Raw genomic sequence first — 18,063 nt, 5'->3', positions numbered from 1 at the left:
ATATATGTGTATAACTAACCATATAGCTGCTTTTTATAAGTAGTTTAAACACATAAAACCATTACAAATGACATCAGAAACCATTATAAGTATTTTTTTAGGAATAGGTTTAGCCACATCTGTGGGCTTCAGAGTCTTTTTACCTTTATTTGCACTAAGTTTAGCCGCATATTTTGGGGTTTGGGAAGTAAATGAGAGCTGGAATTGGATAGGAAGTTTACCAGCATTAATAGTTTTAGGTGTAGCTACATTTGTTGAAGTTTTTGCTTATTTTATTCCTTGGGTAGACAATATTTTAGATACTGCTGCCGTACCTTTGGCAGCTATAGCTGGTACAGCGGTAATGGTATCTACAATAGCTAATTTAGACCCCGTAGTAACTTGGTCTTTAGCTATAATAGCTGGTGGTGGTACCGCTAGTGCTATTAAAGGAACTTCCGCCGCAACAAGATTAACATCTACAGCAACAACAGGCGGCTTAGCAAACCCCGTTATAGCAACAGTAGAAACAGGTACAGCTGTGGTTGTATCTACAGCGGCCATTATTGCTCCTGTAATTGGTGCTGTTTTGGTGGTAATAATATTGACATTAATTTTTAGAATGTACAGAAAATTAATGCCCAGACGTAAAAAATAGAAAACTAGAAAACTAGAAAAAGAGATACATGAAGATTATTGCAATGATTCCTGCGCGTTATGCAGCATCTAGATTTCCGGGTAAACTAATGCAGAATTTAGCAGGTAAACCTGTAATTGTTAGAACTTATGAAACTGCTGTAAAAACAAATTTGTTTGATACTGTTTTTGTTGTTACAGATAGCGATACTATTTACAATACCATTACAGAAGCTGGCGGTAAGGCTATAATGAGTGTTAAGGAGCACGAGTGTGGTAGCGACCGTATAGCGGAGGCTGTAGAAAATATGGATGTAGATATTGTTTTTAATATTCAGGGTGATGAGCCTTTTACTCCTAAAGAAGGATTAGAAGAGTTGTTATCTGTTTTTAAGAACGATGAAAAAAAAGAAATAGATCTTGCTACTATTATGTCAGAAATGACAAATGAGGAAGATATTAAAGATCCAAACTTTGTAAAAGTAATAGTAGATAATAGAAATTTTGCATTGTACTTCTCTCGCTCTCCAATACCATATCCTAGAGAAAAAAATGTAGATCTTAAATACTACGAGCATAAAGGGGTTTATGCTTTTAGAAAATCTGCTTTAATGGATTTTTACAACTTGCCTATGTTGCCTTTAGAAGCATCAGAAAAAGTAGAGTGTATACGCTATTTAGAATATGGAAAAAAAATAAAAATGATTGTAGATAATTCATCTGGTATAGAGATAGATACACCAGAAGATTTAGAAAGAGCGCAGGCAGAATGGAAGTAGATTACAAGAATATAAAAGTTATTGGGTTTGATGCCGATGATACACTTTGGGTTAATGAAACGTACTTTAGAGAAGCAGAAGAGCGTTTTGCAGAGTTGTTAGAAGGGTACGAAACTAAAAATAAAATAGATCAGGAATTGTTTAAAATGGAAATGCAAAATTTAGGTCGTTACGGGTACGGCATAAAAGCATTTGTATTGTCTATGGTAGAGTCGGCTCTAGAGCTGTCTAACAACAAAGTAAGCAATTCTGTAATAGCAAAAATTTTAGATATTGGTAAAGAGATGATAGCGCAACCGGTAGAACTACTACCTGGTGTTGAGTCTGTTTTGCAAAAGCTTCAATCTAAATACAGATTAATAGTTTTAACCAAAGGAGATTTGTTAGACCAAGAACAGAAGCTAGAGAAATCTGGTTTGCAAAAATATTTTCATCACGTAGAAGTTCTAAGCGATAAAAAAGAATCTAACTATAAAAATTTATTAGATCACCTTCAAATTAAAACATCAGAATTTATAATGCTTGGCAATTCTTTAAAGTCAGATGTGTTGCCTATTGTTAAGTTGGGTGCGCAGGCGGTTCATATTCCTTTTCATACCACTTGGGTACATGAAACGGTATCAAAAGAAGAAGAGGAATCTAACACCTATTTAACTTTAGACAAGATTGAAGATATTTTAGACTACTTAAAATAACATTTTTTTTAGAAAAAGAAATTCACATAACAAGATAGGTTTTCTTAAATTTGTCTTATCATACTTAATAGATATAATACTATGACAACATATAGAAATTTCCCAATGGTACCTAGAGTAATTTTTGGGAACGGTAGTTTTAGCCAAATAGGAGATATTTTAAAATTGAAGCGTAAAAGTGCCAATGCACCTTTTATTTTTTTAATTGATGATGTTTTTGAAGGAAAAGAGTTAGCTACTAGAATACCCTTGGTAGAGAATGATAAAACTATATTTGTTTCATCAGAATTTGAGCCAAAAACATACCAAGTAGATGCTTTGGTAGAACAAATTAAGGCAGAGTATAATGAGTTGCCTTCTGGTATTATAGGTATTGGCGGCGGTACTTTATTAGATATGGCTAAGGCTGTAGCTATTATGTTAACCAACCCAGGTAGCTCTGCAGAATACCAAGGATGGGATTTGGTTAAAAACCCAGCGATTTACCATGTAGGTATACCTACAATTAGTGGTACAGGTGCAGAGGTTTCTAGAACAACTGTATTATTAGGCCCAGAACGTAAATTAGGTATAAACTCAGATTACACTCCTTTTGATCAGGTTGTATTAGATCCAGATTTAACGCAAGGTGTATCTAAAGAGCAATGGTTTTACACGGGTATGGATTGTTACATTCACTGTGTAGAGTCTTTAGAAGGTACTTTTTTAAATGCTTTTAGTCAAAGTTATGGCGAAAAAGCTATGGAGCTTTGTAATGATGTGTACCTAAAAGATATTCCAGAGTCAGAGTCTAGAGATAAATTAATGATGGCATCTTGGCACGGTGGTATGAGTATTGCTTACTCTCAAGTAGGTGTAGCACATGCATTAAGCTACGGATTGTCTTATTTGTTAGGAGTAAAACACGGTATAGGAAACTGTTTAGTTTTTAATCATTTAGAGGAGTTTTACCCAGAAGGTGTAAAAGTATTTTATAAAATGATGGATAAGCACAACATTACATTACCAACAGGTATTTGTAAAGACCTTACTGAAGAAGAATTTACTACGATGATAAATGTTGCTTTAAGCTTAGAGCCGCTATGGGAAAATGCTTTAGGTAAAGAGTGGAAAAAAACAGCAACACCAGAGAAATTAAGATCTATTTACGCTAAAATATAATAGACTTTATATAATTTTAAAAAAGCCGAAAGTGTTTATTCACTTTCGGCTTTTTTTGTAGTAATTTTATAAATAACTATAAATTAGAACAAAATGTACGCTATTATAGGTGCTGGTATTGGAGGGTTAACAACGGCTTTAGCTTTTGAAAAGTTAAATATACCGTATCATTTGTATGAGAAATCAGATGCTATAAATGCCATTGGTGCTGGAATATGGTTAGCTCCAAATGCATTAAAGGTGTATGAGTGGTTAGGTATTTTAGATCAGATAAAAGAAGCCGGCAACTCTATAAACCGTATTACGATTGCAACGGCTGACTTAAAACCACTTACGGATAGTAAACAAGATGAAGCTAAGGAAGAATACGGATATTCTACAATAGCGATCCATAGAGCAGAGTTGCAAAAGGTATTGTCTAAAAATGTACCTAAGACTAATATTAGCTGGGGAAAAGGCTTAGAGAGTTACACAGAAACAACAGAAGAAGTAATACTTCAGTTTTTAGATGCTACAACAACTAGTGTAAACTATTTAATAGCAGCAGATGGTATAAACTCTGTAATACGTAAACAACTGGTTCCTGAAAGTGAAATTAGATATAGCGGACAAACCTGCTGGCGAGGTGTTACAAATTTTAAGTTACCTGTAGATTTTAATCATCGTGGTTTAGAAATGTGGGGAAAGCAAACAAGATTTGGGATCTCTAAGTTGTCTAAGGATAAAACATCTTGGTTTGCAGTAGTTAAAAGTAAACCTTTTTTAACCGATAATAAAGAGACGCTAAAAGATGATTTACTTAAAAAATATGAAGACTATACAACTGTAGTTAAAGATTTAATTGCAAATACAGATACAAGTAATATTCTTAGGAATGATATTATAGATCTTAAGCCAATTAAAAAATGGTATTCTAATAAAGTGTGTTTGCTAGGTGATGCTGGCCACGCTACAACTCCAAATATGGGTCAAGGAGGCGCACAGGCAATAGAAGATGCTTATTTTTTAGCTAAAATTATTGCTGAGGAGAAGACTGAAAATACATTTGCAGAATTTCAAAATACACGATATAAAAAGGTCTCTTCTATTGTAAATCAGTCTTGGTTAACTGGTAAAGTTGCCCATTTAGGTTTTGGAGCAAGTATTAGAAATATGGTGTTTAGGAGTATGCCAAAATCTATGATAGATAAAAAAATGCATTACATCTATACTTTAGATAAAGAGTAATGTATTTTTGTATCTTACTATTGTAATAATGATTAAGAGGAAGAAAGATGATGCATGCACTAGCAAAATTTATATATTTTAAAATAATGGGGTGGACCGTAAATGGGTCTTTTCCTAAAATTGATAAATGTGTTGTAATCGTTGTGCCACACACTAGTAATTTAGATTTTTTTATGGGCTTACTAATACGTAGAGTCCTTAATGAAGAGTTTAATTTTGTTGGAAAAAAGAGCCTATTTAAATGGCCAATTGGTTGGTATTTTAGATGGCAAGGCGGTATGCCAATAGATCGTACAAAAAGTAATAATTTTGTAGATGCGTGTACAGACTTAATAAAAAACACACCTAAAATACACCTAACGCTTGCGCCAGAAGGTACACGTAGTAAAGTATCTAAATGGAAAACAGGTTTTTATTACATAGCAAAGCAAGCAAATGTACCTGTAGTAATGGTTGCTTTTGATTACGGTAAAAAAGAAATAAAAATATCTGAGGCCATGCGTACTACAGAGAACACTGAATTAGACTTTAAAACCTATGAAGCTTTTTTTGAAGGAGTAGAAGGTAGGGTTAAAAGAAATATGTAGTTATTATTATTATTAAAATATAGATTGATTAAAAAAAGCCCTCAAAATTAATTTTGAGGGCTTTTTCCTACATAGTTGGTATGTCTTATTCTTGCATAGAATGATATACGTTTTGCACGTCATCATCTTCTTCTAGCTTTTCTAAAAGCTTTTCTACCTCTGCAACGTGCTCTTCGTTATCAAGTGCTTTAGTTACTTGTGGTATACGTTCAAAACCAGAAGATAATATTTCTAATTCTCTAGATTCTAATTCTTTTTGTAGTGCACCAAAACTTTCAAAAGGAGCATATATTAAAATACCATCATCATCTACAAAGACTTCTTCTGCACCAAAATCTATTAATTCTAATTCTAGTTCTTCAGGATCTAAACCTTCTGCAGGTACTCTAAAGTTACAGGTATGGTCAAACATAAATTCTACAGAACCAGAAGTTCCTAAGCTACCATTACACTTATTAAAGTAACTACGTACGTTTGCAACAGTTCTTGTATTGTTATCTGTAGCAGTTTCTACTAAAATAGCAATACCATGAGGTGCGTAACCTTCAAAAAGTACTTCTTTATAATCACCAAGACTCTTGTCAGATGCTCTTTTAATAGCACGCTCAACATTGTCTTTAGGCATATTTACAGACTTTGCGTTTTGTATAACAGCCCTTAAACGAGAGTTAGTGTCCGGATCTGGTCCGCCATCCTTTACAGCCATTACAATATCTTTACCAATGCGAGTAAATGCTTTAGACATTGCAGACCAACGTTTCATTTTTCGTGCTTTTCTAAACTCAAACGCTCTTCCCATAAATTAAAATGCTATAAAAATTAGTATAAAGACAAATTTAAGAAATTTTAAGACCATAGCAAATGATGGCTAGTCTTTTAGCGAACTAAATTCAGTTTTATGTATAAAAAAAGAGAGTTACCAATAGGTAACTCTCTTTTTTGACTTATTTATGTGTTCTTTTTCTATTGTATTGTAAAATCTAAATCTACATAAGTAGGAGGTAAACATCTAGAGTCGTCACAAACCATAAACTCAACTTCGGCAACAACAGTTGTTTTACCGGGCTTAGCTAATTTAACACGTTGTGTAAATTTTGCTTTACCTTCAAAATATGTAATTTTCATCTTAAACATAGTGTCATCTACAGTATGTCCTTTTTCTTCTAATGTTTTTCCGGAAACACTATAGTTATTGCCTTTTTCAAAAATAAAAGCAGTAGCTATTGGTCCGCCTTCTGGAACATTTTGCGAGTATAAGTGCCAACCAGCATCTATTGTAGCTGTAGCCACTAAATCATACTCGGTTGCAGATATTTTTTTTACTGATGTTGTCCATTTTACAGGATCTAATATTTGTCCATAAGAACTTATGCTAATTAGTAAAACTACGGCGGCTAGAATGTATTTTTTCATTAGATTTTTTTAAGATTATATTGTTAAAATCAAAATTTATACCAACTATTTTTTAAAGTTACCAACTCCTTCTTTTAACCATATGTGATATTCTTCTACATCTGGGGTATAAGCAACTGGGTCATTTAAATTTTCTTCATTATGATCTATAAGAACGTAATATGGTTGTGCATTTGTACCATAACGTAATTGTTGAAGTTCACTCCATTGCTGACCTGTATAGCGTAATTTTTTTCCAGGACGTATTTTAGAGTCAGGAGCTTCACCTTCAAACTTAATTTTTTCATCAACATATAAAGAAATCAAAATAACATCATTCTTTAAAACGTTTAGTACATTGTCTTTTACCCAAACGTTCTGTTCCATTTTTCTACAGTTTACACAAGCGTGACCTGTAAAATCTATCATTACTGGTTTGTTTACTTTTTTAGCGTAAGCCAATCCTTTTTCATAATCGTTAAAAGCAAGTATATCATATGGTGCCATTAAATGTGCACCTTCTGGTATTTCTTGAGTATGTGTGGCTGCGCCACCACCAGTTTGCATATTACCAACTCCATAAGGAGATTCACTATAATGTTGTGGTGGTGGAAAAGCACTAATTAAATTTAATGGTGCTCCCCATAAACCAGGAATCATATATATGGTAAAGGCCAATGTAACCAGACCCATACTTAATCTACCTACAGAAATATGTTTTAAAGGCGAATCATGTGGTAATTGTAATTTTCCAAATAAGTATAGTGTTAAGGCTCCAAAAACGGCTATCCATATTGCTATAAATACCTCACGCTCTAATAAGTGCATTTGTAAAACCATATCTGCATTAGATAAGAATTTAAATGCTAAAGCAAGTTCTAAAAATCCTAGAACAACTTTTACAGAGTTTAACCATCCACCAGATTTTGGCAAAGAGTTTAACCAACCTGGGAAAGCTGCAAACAAAGCAAATGGTAATGCTATAGCTAAAGAGAAACCAAACATACCTACAATTGGTCCTATTTGGCTACCACCAGATGCTGCTTGTACTAATAATGTACCAACAATTGGACCAGTACAAGAGAATGAAACTATTGCTAAAGCAAGAGCCATAAAGAAAATACCAACCAAACCACCACGGTCTGCTTGTTTGTCTACTTTATTAGCCCAAGAGTTAGGTAACATAATTTCAAAAGCTCCAAGGAACGATGCTGCAAATACTAATAATAGTACAAAGAAAATTACATTAAACCATACATTGGTAGATAATGCATTTAGTGCATCAGCACCAAAAACAGCACTAACTATAATACCTAATAAAAGGTATATTATAATAATTGAAAGACCATAAATAATAGCGTTACGTATCCCTTTGGCTTTGGTTTTACTTTGCTTTGTAAAGAAACTAACCGTCATTGGTATCATAGGAAATACACATGGGGTTAATAAGGCGGCAAAACCAGATAAAAATGCTAAAAAGAATATAGAAAACAATCCTTTTTCAGAACCATCTTTTTCTTTAGAACTTTTATCAGCGGGAGCATCTTCCTTTTTAGCTGCTGCAACTGCAGGAGCATTTTCCGTTTTTATATTAAATACAATGTCTTTGTAAGTAGGAGGCAGGCATTGCGAGTCATTACAAACCATATAACTTACTTCTCCATTTACAACAGATAACTCTTTATTTAAAAGCTTTATACGTTGTTTAAATGTAGCAGAGTTTTCAAAATACTTAACCATCATATTATTAAAAGCAGGTTCTGGAGCAGAATGGCCTTCTTCTTCAGTTGGTGTGTCTACCAATGTATAGTCTTCACTTTCTACAAAAGTAAATTCAGTAGCTACTGGTCCGCCTTCTTCTAAATGTTGAGAATACAAATGCCAAGAACCATCTATAGTAGCTTTTACTACTAAGTCGTATTCTGTTTCTGAAATTTTTTCTACAGATGTAGACCAACTAACAGGGTCTAGTATCTGTGCTTTTACAGTACTACTAAAAATAGCAGTAAAAATAACTAGGAGAAAATAAAAAGTACGTTTGTTCAAAATATAATATTTATGGATATATAATATAAGACGTAAAAATAACAAAGAACCCTTACTTTAATGCTGTTAAATTTGGTTAATATTTTAAAGTTAAGTTTACGCTTTCTTAATATAAGAGTAGATTTTTATAGTTTAGGGTGACAAAAAACGAATAATAGATATAAAAAAAAATCATCTTGATAAATTACCAAGATGATTTTTATATTTTAAAGCTTGTAGTTTGCTATTTTACAATAGACTATTTAAAACTTCTTTCAATTTAGGGTCAGACGGTCTTGGTGCATGCGCATTTACAATATTACCTTCTGTATCTATTAAAATAAAATGAGGAATACCTCGTATGACGTAGTCTTGCATAAAATCTGAATCAAATTCTTTATCAGCAATTAATTGTATACCACCTAATTCTTTATCAACAACCATTTGCTTCCATTTTTCATAATGATTATGACTATCTAAAGAGATACTTACAAATTCTATATTTTTACCGTGGAATGCTTTTTCAGTTTCTTTTAAAGCAGGTATTTCTGCTATACATGGTATGCACCAAGTAGCCCAAACATCTATGTACACATATTTACCTTTTAAGTCTTCTAAAGAGGTTTTGCCACCAGCGTGGTTTTCATAATCAACAAACTTAGGAGATGGATTACCTTTATCTAGTAATTTTAAGTTTTTATACTGCTTTTCTATTTGAGTTATTAATTCTTTATCTGTGGCAATTGACTTAAATTTAGCATAATACTCATCCATATTAAAGTTGGGCTCAGAGTTTTGATGCATATCTACTTTATGTGTAATTACATATTTGACTTGTAATAACAATTCATTTTTAATGAACTCTGATTGTAATTTGGCTGCAACAGCTAAAACAGGATACTTACTATTTTTAGACTCTTTTATTATTTCATTTCGTAATTTTAGTATGGCTAACGTTTTATACCCATCATGATTTTTATAATCTTCATCGCTATAATATGTAACCTGCTCAAGTTCTTGTAAAGACTCTTTAGACAATTTAAACTCCTTATTCTCTACATAGCGAGTATGCATATTTTTATAGCTTGATAAAGCTAAAAGGTAATTATAGTTGTTGTCCTTTTTCTGAAATGCTTTAAACTTATAAGAAAGACCTTCAGTTTTATCTAATTTATTATTTAGAGTTGTTTTATGATTATTGATTTTTTCTTTAAAAGAGTTCTCTTCTAATTTTAACAAGTCAGCATCAACTTTAAAACTAGAATTTTGTTCTTTTTTAAATTTTAAATAATTATTCTCTAATTCACCTTTGCCAACGATTGAGATTGTATTATCAAAATCTTTTGCATCAGCATTAATTTTAAGATTAAATTCTTTTTCTAAGTACAGTTTAATTTTATTGTTGTCAACCATAAAAGAATATTCGCCAATAGGAACTTTAATTGTATCTAAAAACGCGCCATTTGCAGTAACGATTAAGGTATCAGCATATGTACTAAGCTCTTTAGTAAGTAATATTTTATTACTATTAGTGTTTGTAATATTTCCTTTTAATATTACATAATCTACTAAAGGTGCTTCTTTATCTTTACAAGATGCCAATAGTAAAATAGATAGCCCTAGAATGTAGAGTGGTTTTTTCATAAGATTGGATTTTCTTTTCTGGCAACAAATTAGTAAGTTTTTTCTTATTTTTAAAAAAAATGGACAAAAAAATCATCTTGATAAATTACCAAGATGATTTTTATATTTTAAAGCTTGTAGTTTGCTATTTTACAATAGACTATTTAAAACTTCTTTTAATTTAGGGTCAGACGGTCTTGGCGCATTTGCATTTACAATATTACCTTCTGTATCTAATAATATAAATTTAGGAATACCTTGTATAACATAATCTTTAATAAAATCTGAATCAAAATTATTGTCGGCAATTAATTGTATACCTCCTAATTCTTTATCAACAACCATTTGTTTCCACTTATCATAAGCATCTGGTCTATCTACAGAAATACTTACAAATTCTATGTTTTTACCATGGTATGCTTTTTCAGTTTCTTTTAAAGCTGGGATCTCTGCTAAACAAGGTCCACACCAAGTAGCCCAAACATCTATGTACACATATTTACCTTTTAAATCTTCTAAAGAGGTTTTGTCACCTGCGTGGTTTTCATAGCCAACAAACTTAGGAGAAGGGTTGCCTGCTTCTACTGCTTTTAATTTAGTGTAATACTCTTTTATAATTTCCTTCTGATCTTCATCTGTAGAAGCAGCCATAAAAGTATTGTAATACTCATCTAGTTTTTCTGTAACTGTAATACCAAAAACAGTTTCTTTTAATAAGCCATTTCTAATTACTTCAGATTTTATAGGAGCCACAGTTTTTAACATAGCAAGGTCATAAGAAATAGAATCTTTCTCTGCTTTTGCTCCTGCTATTTTACCGTAGTGAGCATTTACTAAAGATTTGTAAGAACTAGAGTTGCTAAAATCTTCTTCGTTACTAATATCCACAGCATCTAACTCAGCTAAAAAGTTTTCAGAAACTTTAAAGTCGGGCTTTTGAGCATAATGTTGGTGGTAACTTTCAAAATTAGATAAGCTTACAAGATAGTTGTAGTTGTTATCATTTTTTTGAGTTGTTTTAAAAGTCTCAGATAAGCCTTCTGTACTATCTAATAAAGAATTAATAGCTGTTTTTTGACCAGCCATTTTTTCTTTAAAAGCAGCTTCGTCTAAAGTGTATGGGTTGTCACCACTTTTAAAAGTAGCTTCTTTCTCGCTTTTAGCCTTAAAAAAGTTATTTTCTAAAGAGCCAGTACCAGTCATAGCTATACTTTTAGCAAAATCTTTAGCGTCTGCATTAAAAGCAATGTTAAACCCTTCCTCTAAATAGATACTAGTTCTATTTTTGTCGTTAATAAGTGCATACTGCCCTTTAGGAGATTGTATAGTATCTATAAAAGAACCATCTGCAGCTAGAGTAAGTGTATCTATTTTTTTTCTGTTTTCGTAGCTAGCAATTAATACTTGATTGGTAGTGGCATTAGCAACTTTACCAGTTACTACTGCATAATCTATAGGTGCTACTACTTCTTCTTTACAAGAGGCTAAACTTATTACAGCTAGGCCTAAAACATAAATCGATTTTTTCATTAGTTATTATTGTTTAGGTTTAAACGCAATCTCATATGTTTTTGCGCCTTTTAATAATTTTTTCGTGAATTTTTGAATGTCTTTTACTGTAATTGAATTTACAATGTTTTCAAAATTCTTAGGATCGTTCATATTATAACCTTCTAAAACATAGTTTTGAAGTAGGCTCATATCATATCCATTGTAATCTTTAGATTCTTTACGTTCTTTAATAAAGTTAGTTAAAGTTTTATCTAAATCTACTTGACTAATTTCGCCTTCACCTATTTTTTTAATTTCTGTGTGTACAATTTTTAATAAATCATCTACTTTATCAGGGTTACAATCAAAACTAACACTAATACTACCTTCAGATACTGGTCTTTTAGAAAAACCTGCGCCAGCTCTAGGAGAGTACGCACCACCTTCTGCTTCTCTTACTGTTTCTGTAATTCTTAGTTGTAAAATATCACCTAAGGCACTTGCTAGAATATCGTTTTTAAGGCTGTATTTCATTTCGTTTTTATAACCAACTCTAACAGAACCTTTTTCATCTTCCATTTTTAAGAAAATATCTTTGTCTATAGAATTATTTATCCAAGCAGAAGGATTTACTTTGTAGTTTTCTTTTGTTGCGTTAGCAGAAATACTAGCAATGTACTTAGCTAATAACGGCTTTAAAGCATCTTTTTGAATATCACCAACAACAAAGAAAGTAAAGTCGGCTGCATTTTTAAACCTTTCTAAGTAGATCTCTTTCATTTTGTTAAACGAAACATCTTGCATATAAGCTTCATCCATAAGACGTTCTTTAGGATTGTTGTCACCATATAAAGTAACAGTAACGCTATCTTGCATTTTAGAGTTAATGTCTTTACTTTTTCTTGCTAAAAAGTTGGTAATGTTACCTTGTAGTACTTTATAAGCATCTTCATCAAAACGAGGATTTTCAAAACGTAAATAAACCATTTGTAACATCGTCTCTACATCTTTAGTTGTAGAAGAACCACTAATGCTTTCAGACAAGCTAGATAAGTTAACACTTGTGTTAGCTGTTTTACCTGCCAATACTTTAGGTAACTCTGTAGCAGAGAAATCTCCTAAACCAGACATTTGCACTATGCTACTCATAATGTTTGCAGATGGCAAGTCTTTATCTTCTAATAAAGATGTACCACCATAACTAGTAGCAGTTAATTTTACATCGTTTTTGTTTTTATCTGCAAACTTGTAATAGACTTTAGCTCCATTACTTAGCGTAAAAATTGTAGCGCCAGTTTCTTTGTTTTCTTCTTCAGATACAATGCTGCCGGCTTTAATTGTTGTTCCAGAAATTAAAGTTTTACCACTAAACTCATCAGCATAAGCAGTTAATTCACTATTGTTTTCTGATGCAGAAATTATAGCTAAACCTTCTTCTTTAGTTAAGTTGTTTTTTCCTTTTACACCAGTTACGTTAAGTGTTCTATTTTCTGTAGTATAAAGATTTTTTATGATTGTATGAAAATCTTCTTTAGTTACCGATGCAAATATTGCTTGTACAATTTTGTATTCTTCTGCAATAGGAGTAATCGTTTCGTTAGATAAATAGTTAGATTTTATAGAGTTGATAAGTTGTCCGTGAGACATATCATCTTCTTTACTAATACTATTTTCGTAATAACTTTCATATTGCTTTTTAATACGATCTATTTCGCCATCCGTAAATCCAAATTTAACAGCTCTGTTAATTTCATCCATTACTGTTTTAAAAGCTTCTTGTTGTTGTCCAGGCTTAGGAGTAAGATTAACAGAAAAATCGTTATTTAATCTAGCTTTTTCTCTAAAACCAACTCTAGCTCCTAAAAAAGTAGCATCTGGCTGTTGTCTAATCTCGTTTAATCTCGTAGATAACATAGAAGTTGCCATACCTTTTAATAGCGATTCTTTTAAATCCCCTATAGTTTGGTCTTTTATTTTTTTAGGATGGTTAATACTGAAAGAAATACTTGCAGTAGAAACTTCTTCATCCATAGCAATATTATAAAGCATTTCTTTGTTTCCAGGAATCTCTACAGAAAAACGCTCTTTAGGATTTTTAACAGCTGGAATTTTAGAAAATTTGTCTTTTATTTTTTGCTCAATCTCGTCTACATTAATATCACCAACAATAGCGATAGCTTGTAAATCTGTACGGTACCAATCATGGTAAAAATCACGTAAAGCTTTGTATTCAAAATTGTCTACAACGTCCATTAAACCAATAGGTAATCTATTGCTGTATTTAGAGTTGTTAAACATAACAGGTAAGGATTGTTGAAGAATTCTCATTCCACCATTTTGGCGTGTTCTCCACTCTTCTTTAATAACACCTCTTTCTGCATCTATTTCTTCATCTGTAAGTAATAAATAATTAGACCAGTCATTTAAAACTAATAGACAAGTATCTACCAAACCATCTTTAGTTGGTATATTATCCATATTATATACAGTTTCATCAAAACCAGTATATGCATTAATATCTTTTCCAAAAACCGCACCGTGTTTTTGTAGTGTATTTAAAATACCTTTTCCAGCAAAATTTTTAGTACCATTAAAAGCCATATGCTCTAAAAAGTGTGCTAAACCTTGTTGGTCATCGTTCTCTAAAATAGAACCTACATTTTGTATAATATAATAACTAGCAACACCTTTTGTTACGTCTGTATTATATATGTAATACGTCATGCCGTTTGGTAAAACACCTTTTTTAAATTTAGTGTTTACTGGCAATGGTTGGTTTAAATCTAACTGTTGGGCAGAGAGGCCAATACATAGAAATAAACTAAGCAGAGTTGTGATTTTCTTCATTTGTAAATTTTGTTAGTTTTTGTTAGTATATTATTAAAAGACGCTTAAATAACGCCATACCCTTAGTAGTATACTGTTAAATAAATTATAAATAGTAAGTCTACCTATTTTTGTTTTGTTACAAAAAATGATAATTTATTTTTTTTATTTTTAATGAAAGTCTATTTTTATTAGGTTTTAGACTACGTAGTAGTAAGGTATGTGGCAAACTAGAGCGGTTCTTTTATTTTTTACGCTAGTCGATGATATTTTGTTATCCGTCTATTAATAACACTAAATTTATTTGTATTAACATAAATTTAAATTGTAATAGGATTAAAAAATCTAAATTAGTAGCTTCTGTTTTTTGATGAATACCAAACAAAAAATAAATGAAGTTGCTTAACTTGTAGCTTTAATCAAAGAAATTAACCAAATTAACTCAAACTAAATTAATATGCAGATAATAGAATCTTCAACTATGTATGATGTTATCATAGTTGGTTCTGGTGCTGGTGGAGGTATGGCAACTAAAGTTTTGTCAGAAGCCGGACTTAAAGTAGCTGTAGTAGAAGCAGGCCCATTTTTTGACCCCAAAGACCCTAAACAACAAACACAATTTAAATGGCCTTACGAATCGCCAAGAAGAGGTGCTAATACCGTAAGAGACTTTGGTGAGTTTGATATGGCTTTAGGTGGCTGGGATATAGAAGGAGAACCGTATACGCAAAAAAATGGATCTAAGTTTAATTGGTTTAGATCTAGAATGCTTGGAGGTAGAACCAACCACTGGGGACGTATATCGCTGCGCTTTAGTGAACGAGATTTTAAGCATAAAGATGTAGATGGTTTAGGAGATAACTGGCCTATTGGTTATGAGGATGTTAGACCATATTATGATAAAGTAGATAAATTAATTGGTGTTTTTGGTTCAAAAGAAGGACTTATTAATGAGCCTGATGGTTTTTTCTTGCCAGCGCCAAAACCCAGATTACATGAGCTATACTATATGGATGGTGCAAAAAAATCTGGAGTTCCTGTAATTCCTGCACGTATGTCTATGGTAACTAAAAAAGTGAACAAAGACCGAGGTGTTTGTGTGTATTGCGGACAATGTGCTAGAGCTTGCCAATACTATGCAGATTTTTCATCTGGTAGTTGCTTAATTTTTCCGGCTCAAAATAATGGCGGACAAATAGATTTATTTGTAAACTCTATGGTTAGAGAGGTTACTACAAATGATGAGGGTAAAGCAACAGGAGTTTTATACATAAATAAAGAAGATCGTAAAGAATACAGATTAAAAGGTAAAGTGGTCGTAATGGCCGCATCTGCTTGTAGTTCTGCACGTATTTTATTAAATTCTAAGAGCGAGCAACATCCTGCTGGTTTAGGAAATAGTAGTGGTTTAGTTGGTAAATATTTACATGATTCTACTGGTGCTAGTAGAGGTGGTTTTATACCGTCTATGATGGACCGTAAAATGTATAACGAAGACGGAGTAGGTGGTATGCACGTATATTCGCCTTGGTGGTTAGATAATAAAAAATTAGATTTCCCTAGAGGTTACCATATAGAAGTTTGGGGTGGTATGGGTATGCCTAACTACGGTTTTGGTTTTAATCCTAATAATTTTAACGAGTACTTTGGAGAAAAAGTTGGTGGCTATGGTAATAGTTTACGTTCAGATGTTAAAAAGTATTACGGTGCTACCTTAGGTTTTGGTGGTAGAGGAGAGTCTATTGCTCAAGAAAGTAATTATTGTGAAATAGATCCTAATACCGTAGATGAATTTGGTATTCCTGTATTGCGTTTTAATTATAAATGGACAGACTACGAACGTAACCAAGCAAAGCATATGCAACAAACCTTTGAAGAAATAATTCATAATATGGGTGGCAAGGTGTTAGGAGATACACCAACAGCAGAGCAAGATTACGGACTTAATAAACCAGGAGAAATTATACATGAGGTTGGTACTACACGTATGGGAGATAATCCAAAAACATCTGTAGTTAACCAATACGAGCAAATGCATGATGTAGACAATGTATTTATTGTAGATGCAGGTCCTTTTGTTTCTCAAGCCGATAAAAATCCAACATGGACAATTTTAGCCTTAGCTTGGAGAACATCAGATTATATAGTAGAACAGTTTAAAAAGCAAAATATCTAAGTTATGGATAGAAGAAAAAGTATAAAATCTATTATTCTTGGTGGTGTAGCCGGTGGTTTAGCTTTAAACGGCTGTAAACCTGGTACAGATAGTGATGCTGCTGTACCTGAAGAGGCTGCTGTAGACGAAAAGTATTTTGGACGTACACCTGAAGAAAAAGAACAAATAGCAAAATTAAACGCAGAGCAGTTTTTTAACGAGCACCAGATGGAAACATTAGGTGTCTTATGTGCACTAATTTTACCTGCAAACGAAAAATATGGTAGCGCCGCAGATGCAGGTGTGCCAGATTTTATAGAGTTTATGGCAAAAGATATTCCAGCATACCAAACAGAGCTTAAAGGTGGTTTAATGTGGTTAGATCATAAAAGCAACAAAGACTATAGTGTAGAGTTTAAAAAAGCGACGCCAGAGCAGCAAAAAGTAATTTTAGATGGTATTGCTTTTCCAGATGAGGAAGAGCCAACATACGAACAGAATTTCTTTTCTTTAGTGCGTAATTTAACAGTAACAGGATATTACACCACTAAAGAAGGAATAGAAGATTTAGGATACAAAGGGAATACACCTAATGTTTGGGACGGAGTGCCACAAGATGTGTTAGATAAGCATGGTAAATCTTATCCTAAAGAATGGATGTCAAAATTTGTAGACCAAAGCAAAAGAAATGTAATGGCAGAATGGGATGATAATATGAATTTAATAACATAATCTAATTAAGTTTTAAGTTAAGAGTGTTAAATTGCCCCTAGAGTTATAATCTAGGGGCAATTTTGCTTTTAAATCTGTTTGTATGATACATAAGTTAGGTAATCTAAAGACTAACGATATTACGATTCTTAAATCCGGTGTAGATTCTGGGAGTAAATTTGTGGTGTTTAACTATAGAGTTGGTTTAGGTTTTATTTCTTTATTGCGGTTTTCACCTGCAATTTTTATAGAAAATAAAGAAGAGTTAGATTTTTTTAAAAGAAAATATAATAGAAGAAATCTTCTTTTAGGACCTTGGTTTATATTTAAAGGACCATTTTTAACATTCGATATTTATAAGTCTAATGTTAAAGGAGGTATAGATGTTACTAAAGATATTATGCTAAATATAACTTCTGATAGTTTAGTTGATAAAGAGGTAGATATAAAAATTATGCATACTATTTTTTCTAAGGTTGATAAAACTGAAAAGAAAGAAATCGTTAAAACAATAAAAGAGCTGAATAGAAATTTGGTGCCAATTGAAAATATTTACGTTGCAGAATTTATTAATACAGAAGAATATGAATCTCCATATACAGTAATTGGATTTAAAATTACAGGGACAGATGCTTTAGATATAAAACACATAGAAAAAGTACTTTATAAACGATTTTATAAGCATAACTTTTTTGACATAATAGACCTTAGAGAGGAAGATGATTATAGCGCTAAGCTAATAGAACAAGGAGAGTTAATTTACGGAAATTAAATAT

The 18,063-nt window shown here is 32.2% G+C and carries 15 protein-coding genes; 9 read left to right on the top strand and 6 right to left on the bottom strand.

What is annotated here, in order from left to right; genetic code table 11:
- Positions 1-67 precede the first annotated feature (67 nt).
- From M4I21_RS03420 to M4I21_RS03395, 6 genes are all read left to right on the top strand, one after another.
- Positions 68-637 carry a DUF4126 domain-containing protein gene (locus M4I21_RS03420; RefSeq protein WP_249557626.1) on the top strand — a complete coding sequence of 190 codons (570 nt, stop codon included), beginning with the start codon at positions 68-70 and terminating at the stop codon, positions 635-637.
- 28 nt (positions 638-665) lie between these two features.
- A complete protein-coding gene (kdsB, locus tag M4I21_RS03415; protein WP_249557625.1) occupies positions 666-1,394 on the top strand; it encodes a 3-deoxy-manno-octulosonate cytidylyltransferase in 729 nt (242 codons plus the stop codon).
- Positions 1,385-2,089, top strand: coding sequence for an HAD family hydrolase (locus M4I21_RS03410; RefSeq protein WP_249557624.1), 705 nt, complete (start codon positions 1,385-1,387; stop codon positions 2,087-2,089). Before kdsB ends, M4I21_RS03410 begins: the two co-directional genes overlap by 10 nt.
- An 81-nt stretch (positions 2,090-2,170) precedes the next feature.
- On the top strand, positions 2,171-3,250 hold the full coding sequence (locus M4I21_RS03405) for an iron-containing alcohol dehydrogenase family protein (RefSeq protein WP_249557623.1): 1,080 nt from the start codon (positions 2,171-2,173) through the stop codon (positions 3,248-3,250).
- Between the two features lie 93 nt (positions 3,251-3,343).
- Positions 3,344-4,477: an FAD-dependent monooxygenase gene (locus tag M4I21_RS03400; RefSeq protein ID WP_249557622.1), complete on the top strand. Its 1,134-nt coding sequence runs from the start codon at positions 3,344-3,346 to the stop codon at positions 4,475-4,477.
- A gap of 50 nt (positions 4,478-4,527) precedes the next feature.
- A complete protein-coding gene (locus M4I21_RS03395) occupies positions 4,528-5,064 on the top strand; it encodes a 1-acyl-sn-glycerol-3-phosphate acyltransferase (RefSeq protein ID WP_249557787.1) in 537 nt (178 codons plus the stop codon).
- Between the two features lie 85 nt (positions 5,065-5,149).
- Here M4I21_RS03395 and M4I21_RS03390 read toward each other — a convergent pair whose 3' ends face one another.
- The 6 genes from M4I21_RS03390 to M4I21_RS03365 form a co-directional block, all read right to left on the bottom strand.
- Positions 5,150-5,863: a YebC/PmpR family DNA-binding transcriptional regulator gene (locus tag M4I21_RS03390; RefSeq protein ID WP_249557621.1), complete on the bottom strand. Its 714-nt coding sequence runs from the start codon at positions 5,861-5,863 to the stop codon at positions 5,150-5,152.
- Between the two features lie 164 nt (positions 5,864-6,027).
- The gene (locus M4I21_RS03385) at positions 6,028-6,477 is read right to left on the bottom strand and encodes a protein-disulfide reductase DsbD domain-containing protein (RefSeq protein WP_249557620.1); all 450 of its coding nucleotides are present in this window, start codon (positions 6,475-6,477) and stop codon (positions 6,028-6,030) included.
- Positions 6,478-6,522: 45 nt separating this feature from the next.
- Positions 6,523-8,502 (bottom strand): protein-disulfide reductase DsbD family protein, encoded by a 1,980-nt coding sequence (locus M4I21_RS03380; protein WP_249557619.1) that lies wholly within the window; start codon positions 8,500-8,502, stop codon positions 6,523-6,525.
- A 228-nt stretch (positions 8,503-8,730) separates the two neighbouring features.
- Positions 8,731-10,125 (bottom strand): TlpA family protein disulfide reductase, encoded by a 1,395-nt coding sequence (locus tag M4I21_RS03375; protein WP_249557618.1) that lies wholly within the window; start codon positions 10,123-10,125, stop codon positions 8,731-8,733.
- Between the two features lie 129 nt (positions 10,126-10,254).
- Positions 10,255-11,634 (bottom strand): TlpA disulfide reductase family protein, encoded by a 1,380-nt coding sequence (locus M4I21_RS03370; RefSeq protein WP_249557617.1) that lies wholly within the window; start codon positions 11,632-11,634, stop codon positions 10,255-10,257.
- Positions 11,635-11,640: 6 nt separating this feature from the next.
- Positions 11,641-14,442 (bottom strand): M16 family metallopeptidase, encoded by a 2,802-nt coding sequence (locus M4I21_RS03365; RefSeq protein ID WP_249557616.1) that lies wholly within the window; start codon positions 14,440-14,442, stop codon positions 11,641-11,643.
- A 436-nt stretch (positions 14,443-14,878) separates the two neighbouring features.
- On the opposite strand from M4I21_RS03365, the gene M4I21_RS03360 reads away from it, so the two are divergent.
- The 3 genes from M4I21_RS03360 (at position 14,879) to M4I21_RS03350 (ending at position 18,059) form a co-directional block, all read left to right on the top strand.
- Positions 14,879-16,597 carry a GMC family oxidoreductase gene (locus M4I21_RS03360; protein WP_249557615.1) on the top strand — a complete coding sequence of 573 codons (1,719 nt, stop codon included), beginning with the start codon at positions 14,879-14,881 and terminating at the stop codon, positions 16,595-16,597.
- A gap of 3 nt (positions 16,598-16,600) precedes the next feature.
- Positions 16,601-17,308: a gluconate 2-dehydrogenase subunit 3 family protein gene (locus M4I21_RS03355; protein ID WP_249557614.1), complete on the top strand. Its 708-nt coding sequence runs from the start codon at positions 16,601-16,603 to the stop codon at positions 17,306-17,308.
- Positions 17,309-17,390: 82 nt separating this feature from the next.
- Positions 17,391-18,059 carry a hypothetical protein gene (locus M4I21_RS03350; RefSeq protein ID WP_249557613.1) on the top strand — a complete coding sequence of 223 codons (669 nt, stop codon included), beginning with the start codon at positions 17,391-17,393 and terminating at the stop codon, positions 18,057-18,059.
- Positions 18,060-18,063 lie beyond the last annotated feature (4 nt).

Source organism: Cellulophaga sp. 20_2_10, from assembly GCF_023476645.1.
Taxonomy (GTDB): domain Bacteria; phylum Bacteroidota; class Bacteroidia; order Flavobacteriales; family Flavobacteriaceae; genus Cellulophaga.
This window is presented reverse-complemented; position numbering and strand designations above follow the sequence as displayed.

Coding starts and splice junctions, on each gene's coding strand:
- M4I21_RS03360 (WP_249557615.1), top strand. CDS start 14,879: ATGCAGATAATAGAATCTTCAACTATGTATGATGTTATCATAGTTGGT.
- M4I21_RS03370 (WP_249557617.1), bottom strand. CDS start 11,634: ATGAAAAAATCGATTTATGTTTTAGGCCTAGCTGTAATAAGTTTAGCC.
- M4I21_RS03420 (WP_249557626.1), top strand. CDS start 68: ATGACATCAGAAACCATTATAAGTATTTTTTTAGGAATAGGTTTAGCC.
- kdsB (WP_249557625.1), top strand. CDS start 666: ATGAAGATTATTGCAATGATTCCTGCGCGTTATGCAGCATCTAGATTT.
- M4I21_RS03395 (WP_249557787.1), top strand. CDS start 4,528: ATGCATGCACTAGCAAAATTTATATATTTTAAAATAATGGGGTGGACC.
- M4I21_RS03405 (WP_249557623.1), top strand. CDS start 2,171: ATGACAACATATAGAAATTTCCCAATGGTACCTAGAGTAATTTTTGGG.
- M4I21_RS03350 (WP_249557613.1), top strand. CDS start 17,391: ATGATACATAAGTTAGGTAATCTAAAGACTAACGATATTACGATTCTT.
- M4I21_RS03410 (WP_249557624.1), top strand. CDS start 1,385: ATGGAAGTAGATTACAAGAATATAAAAGTTATTGGGTTTGATGCCGAT.
- M4I21_RS03355 (WP_249557614.1), top strand. CDS start 16,601: ATGGATAGAAGAAAAAGTATAAAATCTATTATTCTTGGTGGTGTAGCC.
- M4I21_RS03400 (WP_249557622.1), top strand. CDS start 3,344: ATGTACGCTATTATAGGTGCTGGTATTGGAGGGTTAACAACGGCTTTA.
- M4I21_RS03390 (WP_249557621.1), bottom strand. CDS start 5,863: ATGGGAAGAGCGTTTGAGTTTAGAAAAGCACGAAAAATGAAACGTTGG.
- M4I21_RS03375 (WP_249557618.1), bottom strand. CDS start 10,125: ATGAAAAAACCACTCTACATTCTAGGGCTATCTATTTTACTATTGGCA.
- M4I21_RS03365 (WP_249557616.1), bottom strand. CDS start 14,442: ATGAAGAAAATCACAACTCTGCTTAGTTTATTTCTATGTATTGGCCTC.
- M4I21_RS03385 (WP_249557620.1), bottom strand. CDS start 6,477: ATGAAAAAATACATTCTAGCCGCCGTAGTTTTACTAATTAGCATAAGT.